Origin of the sequence: Sphingomonas sp. JC676 (genome assembly GCF_014489075.1) — a bacterium.
Lineage (GTDB): Bacteria > Pseudomonadota > Alphaproteobacteria > Sphingomonadales > Sphingomonadaceae > Sphingomonas.
On sequence record NZ_JACTGR010000014.1, the window covers coordinates 1 to 5,259 of the forward strand.

General features: G+C 63.9%; 5 protein-coding genes. 3 read left to right on the forward strand and 2 right to left on the reverse strand.

Annotated elements, in window-relative coordinates:
• Positions 1 to 220 precede the first annotated feature (220 nt).
• Positions 221 to 463 (reverse strand): DUF6894 family protein, encoded by a 243-nt coding sequence (locus tag IAG41_RS22680; protein ID WP_222950848.1) that lies wholly within the window; start codon positions 461 to 463, stop codon positions 221 to 223.
• 128 nt (positions 464 to 591) lie between these two features.
• On the reverse strand, positions 592 to 1,374 hold the full coding sequence (locus IAG41_RS22685; RefSeq protein WP_187730979.1) for an N-formylglutamate amidohydrolase: 783 nt from the start codon (positions 1,372 to 1,374) through the stop codon (positions 592 to 594).
• A 14-nt stretch (positions 1,375 to 1,388) separates the two neighbouring features.
• On the opposite strand from IAG41_RS22685, the gene IAG41_RS22690 reads away from it, so the two are divergent.
• The 3 genes from IAG41_RS22690 to IAG41_RS22700 are packed head-to-tail and all read left to right on the forward strand — an operon-like array spanning position 1,389 to position 5,128.
• The gene (locus IAG41_RS22690; RefSeq protein ID WP_187730980.1) at positions 1,389 to 2,297 is read left to right on the forward strand and encodes a transglutaminase domain-containing protein; all 909 of its coding nucleotides are present in this window, start codon (positions 1,389 to 1,391) and stop codon (positions 2,295 to 2,297) included.
• A 13-nt stretch (positions 2,298 to 2,310) separates the two neighbouring features.
• Positions 2,311 to 3,126: a transglutaminase-like domain-containing protein gene (locus IAG41_RS22695; protein ID WP_187730981.1), complete on the forward strand. Its 816-nt coding sequence runs from the start codon at positions 2,311 to 2,313 to the stop codon at positions 3,124 to 3,126.
• On the forward strand, positions 3,119 to 5,128 hold the full coding sequence (locus IAG41_RS22700; protein WP_262408857.1) for a M3 family metallopeptidase: 2,010 nt from the start codon (positions 3,119 to 3,121) through the stop codon (positions 5,126 to 5,128). Before IAG41_RS22695 ends, IAG41_RS22700 begins: the two co-directional genes overlap by 8 nt.
• Positions 5,129 to 5,259 lie beyond the last annotated feature (131 nt).

Sequence of the window (5,259 nt, forward strand, 5' to 3'; positions counted from 1 at the left end):
GAATGACCGACAATGGGCGCAAAGCTGCCCCTGGTCGAATGTCCGCTACAGGGCGGTAGCGGTCGTTCCAGAGGTTCGGCCCGGAATGGCAGCTATCACGCCTTCGGCTCCCAAAAGCTGCCAGTCTGCAAACCACCACTTCCGGACATTCGTTGGCGATCATCGGCTCGGCGCTTCTGAACGGCGTGAAGTGGCGCGTAGCGGAGAAGCACGACGCAGACTACGACATCTGGCGTGCGACGTCGGCCAACAGAATTCGTGCTATGGGCTGGCGCTGCTCGTTCTCGACGTCGATACTGCCATGCCATGGGTCTGAGCGGCCGACGCCAATGCGGCGCACGATCGCGCGCGCGGCCACATTCGCTTCGATCAGCGCGGCTTGCAAATCGGGGAAATCCCGTAGCGGGAAGTTGGCGGGGATCGTTTCGATCCCGGGTTGGAGATGGAAACCGAAGAGTGGCATGCAATCCAAATCGTTTTGCCCAAACAAGGTTGCGGCCGTTGATCCAGGTTAGGTCGATTCCGACGCAACCGCCGTGCCACGCGCGCGAACCGGATATTCACGTCCCCTCGCTCTGAAATCCTGGGCGGTCATCTGCCCCCTGCGGCCAAAGCCTTGGAGAATATGCCCGAGAGGAGGTGCGACCAGGCTCCAACCGCGATTGGAGAGTCCAGGAGATCCTGGCGTATTTCCAGCTCCACATAGGGACGCCGCCGCGCATAGGCGTGTCGCGGAATCGTGTGGTCGGTCGCATCCATGGCGTAGGGCTGGTTGTCGCCAACCTCCAGGTCGCCCCGCGCCCTGAGCGCGCGAAGCAAGGCGGCGGCGAAAGAGACGTCCCCGCCGTCGTGGAGCACCCCGATTTGCCAGGGTCGGTCCACGCCTCCCATGGACGGCGTGAAGCTGTGCAGCGCGACCAGCACGGTTACGCCGCCCTCGGCATCACGCCGCGCGAGCTCCGCGGTGATAGCCGCCTGATAGGGGGCATGGATGGCGGCAATGCGTGCGGCTCGGTCCTGGGCGGTCAATCGCTGATTGCCTGGAATAACTGTCCCGTCGCTTATCTCGGCGATGGCATCCGGCGCGGCTGGATCGCGGTTGCAGTCGACGACAAGCCGGGAATAGGCCTGACATATAAACGCGGCGTCGAGCGTCTCAGCCAGCGCAATCCCCAGTGCGCCGATGCCGATGTCCCAGGCGATGTGGCGTGTGCGCTCCGTCTCATCCAACCCCAGCGTTCCGAGTGCGCGCGGGATGGCGTTTCCGGCATGATCGCCCAGCAGGAGGAACGATGCGCCTCCCCCGGGATTGAAGACGCTAACCGGTGGCGGATCCTGTGGCGCAAACAGCGATCGGCGAGGCTGGCTGTTCATGCGACGGACCCCTGATGCCGCTTTTGAATCTGTCTCACATTACTACCTACACCTATCGCAAGCCCGTGTCGTTCGGCGAGCACCGGATCATGGTCCGGCCCCGCGAAAGCTTCGACCAGCACCTGATCCATGCCGAGCTACATATCGATCCTGCCCCTTCCGACCTGCGCTGGCTCCAGGATGTCTTTGGCAATTCGGTGGCAATCGCGACCTTCGATCGGCGCGCCCGCAGCCTGGTCATCGACAGCCGGGTCAAGGTCCAGCACAGCCCGGCTGAGGTCGAGCATGTCGACATCGAGGAATATGCGCGCCTCTACCCGTTCACCTATTCGTCGGAGGAGATGCCGGACCTCCTGCGTTCGATCGAGCGGCAGCATCTCGATCCCCTCCGCCTGATCGACAGCTGGGCACGCCGTTTCGTCAGTGTGTCGGGCCCGACTGAAACGCTGGCGATGCTGTCCGAAATGACCGCGACGATCCGGCGGGAGTTCACTTATGTCCCGCGGCCCGAGAAAGGCACGCAGACACCGATCGAGACACTCACTACCCGCCGGGGCACCTGCCGCGATTATGCGATGCTGATGATCGAGGCAGCGCGCGCGCTGGGCTTCGCGGCACGCTTTGTGTCCGGTTATGTTTACAGCCCCACCGCGCGCGACCAGCGCACCGGCGGCGGAAACACCCATGCCTGGGTTCGCGTCTACCTTCCTGGCTCAGGCTGGGTCGAGTTCGATCCGACCAACGGCATTGTCGGGAGCCGCGGACTGATCCGTGTCGCCGTCGCGCGCGACATCTACCAGGCGGTTCCGATTTCGGGGACCTGGAGCGGATTTCCGGGAAGTTTCCTGGATATGACCGTGGCGGTGAACATTTCGGTCGATCCCGGTGTTTCGATTGACTTACCGATCGTCGGAACTGGTTGAGAAAGATACAGGAATGCTGATCCGCGCAGGATATCAAATCCGGTACGAGACCGACATCGCCACGCCGATGATGGCGATGCTCAGCGTCCATCCATCGCGCAACAAGGATCTGCGCACCGCCCATCGGATCACCGCGTCCCCTGATGTCCCCATCTATGACTATCTCGACGCGTTCGGGAACGTGTGCACCCGTGTGACCGTGCCCGAGGGCGGCCTGACGCTCAGCTGCGACTTCACGATCGAAGATGACGGCCTCCCCGATCGGGCGGCGCTCGACGCGATACAGCACGAAGTTGAGGATTTGCCGGACGAGGTGCTCGTCTTCCTGCTGGGCAGCCGGTACTGCGAGACCGACCGCCTATCAGAGACTGCGTGGTCGCTGTTCGGGCACGTCGCACCCGGCTGGAGGCGCGTGCAGGCGATCGTCGACTTCACGCATGGCCATGTGACGTTCGGCTATGATTTTGCCCGGCCGACCAAGACCGCCTGGGACGCGCACCAGGAGCAGCAGGGCGTGTGCCGCGACTTCGCGCATCTCGCGATCGCGCTGTGCCGATGCATGAACATCCCGGCGCGCTACTGTACCGGCTATCTCGGAGATATCGGCATCCCGCCATCCGATGCGGCCATGGATTTCTCAGCCTGGTTCGACGTCTATCTCGGCGGCGCCTGGCACACGTTCGATGCCCGCCACAACGTCGCGCGCATCGGCAGAATCCTGATGGCACGCGGACGCGATGCGACGGACACCGCCCTCACCACCACGTTCGGGCCCGCGCGGCTGGTCGGGTTCGATGTGCACACGGACGAGGTTTCGGAACTTGGCTGACGCCATCGACGCCGACCCGCTGCTCGATGAAAGCGAGCTGCCATTTGCGGCGCCCGATTTCCGCCGCATCGAGACCGAGCGCTTCCTGCCTGCCTTCCAAACCGCGATCGATGAGGCCGCGCGTGAAATTGCGGCGATATCCGATAATCCCGCAGCACCCAGCTTCGACAATAGCATTGTCGCGCTCGAGCGTGCCGGCGCCCGACTTGCCCGGGTCAGACGGATCTTCTGGGCGCTTAGCTCGGCCCGCTCGGACGAAGCGATGCGATCCATCGAGCCCGACATCTCCGCTCTGCTTACACGCCACGGCACGGCCATATCGCACAACCGACGGTTGTTCGAACGGGTGCGGGCCGTCTGGGAAGGGCGCGAGACGATGGGCCTCGATCAAGCCCAGCTTCGGCTCGTCGAGGACAGCCATCGCGGCTTCATAAATGGCGGAGCACTGCTCGACGGTGTCGGCAAGGTCCGCTTCGCCGAGATCGACCAGGCGCTTTCGGCATTGTCCACCCGGTTCGGCCAGAACGTTCTCGCGGCGGCCCAGGACTGGGAAATGTATCTCGAGCCGGCCGATCTGGACGGCCTGCCCGATCCTATGCGGGATGCCTCAGCGCGGCGAGCGGAGGCGCGCGGCCATCCCGGCCGCCATCTCCTCACCCTCGATCGGGGCGACGCCGAGGGCCTGCTGACCTTCTCGCGCCGGCGGGACCTGCGCGAGCGGATGTGGCACGCATTCACGACGCGCTGCGACGGCGGCGCGCATGACAACCGCGCAATTGTCGACGAGATTTTGGCGTTGCGCCACGAGCGCGCGGTGCTTCTCGGCCATGCCTGCTACGCCGACTATGCGCTTGCCGACAGCATGGCGAAGATTCCAGAGGCAGCGTCCGAGCTGCTGATGCGCGTCTGGTCGCCGGCGCTGCGCCAGGCGGCATCCGAGCAGCGCGAACTTCAACGCCTCGCCGACGCCGACAATATCGTCCTCGCCCCCTGGGACTGGCGTTATTATTCCGAGCAGATCCGACGCGACCGCTATGCGCTCGACGGTGGCGAAGTGAAGCGGTACCTGACGCTCGACACGGTCCGCGAGGCGGCCTTCGCCACCGCGAACAGTCTGTACGGCATCGCCTTGGTTCCCAACTCCGACCTTCCTGTATGGCATCAGGATGTCACGGCCTGGACGGTATCTGATGCCGGTGGCTCGCCGTTGGGCCTCCTCTACACCGATTATCTCGCTCGGTCCGGCAAGCATGGCGGCGCCTGGATGGGGTCACTGCGGGTCCAGGAAAAGCTGGATGGTAGAGTGCTGCCTATCGCCTATCTCGTCGCCAATTTCGCAAAGGCGTCTCCCAATGCGGAGACCGGGCTGTCGATCGACGAAGCGCGTACCTTGTTCCACGAGTTCGGCCACGCGCTGCACGCGCTGCTATCTGACGTGGTCTATCCGAGCCAGGCTGGCACGGCGGTAGCGCGCGACTTTGTCGAGTTTCCGAGCAAATTCCTGGAACACTGGATCGTCTCACCGGAGACGCTGGATCGTCTTGGCGTCCCACCCGCCCTGACCGCCGCGATCGGACGCGCGGACGATTTCGGCCAGGGCTTCATGACGATCGAGTTTCTCGCGTCCGCGATCCTTGATCTGGAGCTCCATCGCAGCGTCGAACTAAACCCGCGTTCAAGCGAGCTTGCCGCCGCGACGCTAGCGGCCATAACCATGCCGCCGCTGATCGTTCCGCGTCATGGCCTGACCCACTTCACCCATGTGTTCGATGGCGGCTATGCGAGCGCGTATTACAGCTATCTCTGGTCGGAGGTGCTCGATGCCGATGCCTTCGCCGCCTTTACCGAGAGCGGAAATATCTTCGATCCGGCGCTCGCCGCGCGCTTCCGCATCGAAGTTCTGGCGCGAGGCAACAGCCGTGATCCGATGGCGTCGTTCGTCGCGTTCCGCGGACGCACGCCCGATGAAGCCGCGTTACTGCGCGAGCGCGCATTCCAATGACTTCCGCAACGGCGCAGGTCCGCGGCTTGCTCACCGATCCCACTGGTCGGTGCGTGCTGGGCTATTTACCTTTCTGAACGGCGAGAAGTGCTGGTTTGCAGACAGCTTTGGGGAACCGAAGGCGAGATAGC

Coding starts and splice junctions, on each gene's coding strand:
- IAG41_RS22680 (WP_222950848.1), bottom strand. CDS start 463: ATGCCACTCTTCGGTTTCCATCTCCAACCCGGGATCGAAACGATCCCC.
- IAG41_RS22685 (WP_187730979.1), bottom strand. CDS start 1,374: ATGAACAGCCAGCCTCGCCGATCGCTGTTTGCGCCACAGGATCCGCCA.
- IAG41_RS22690 (WP_187730980.1), top strand. CDS start 1,389: ATGCCGCTTTTGAATCTGTCTCACATTACTACCTACACCTATCGCAAG.
- IAG41_RS22695 (WP_187730981.1), top strand. CDS start 2,311: ATGCTGATCCGCGCAGGATATCAAATCCGGTACGAGACCGACATCGCC.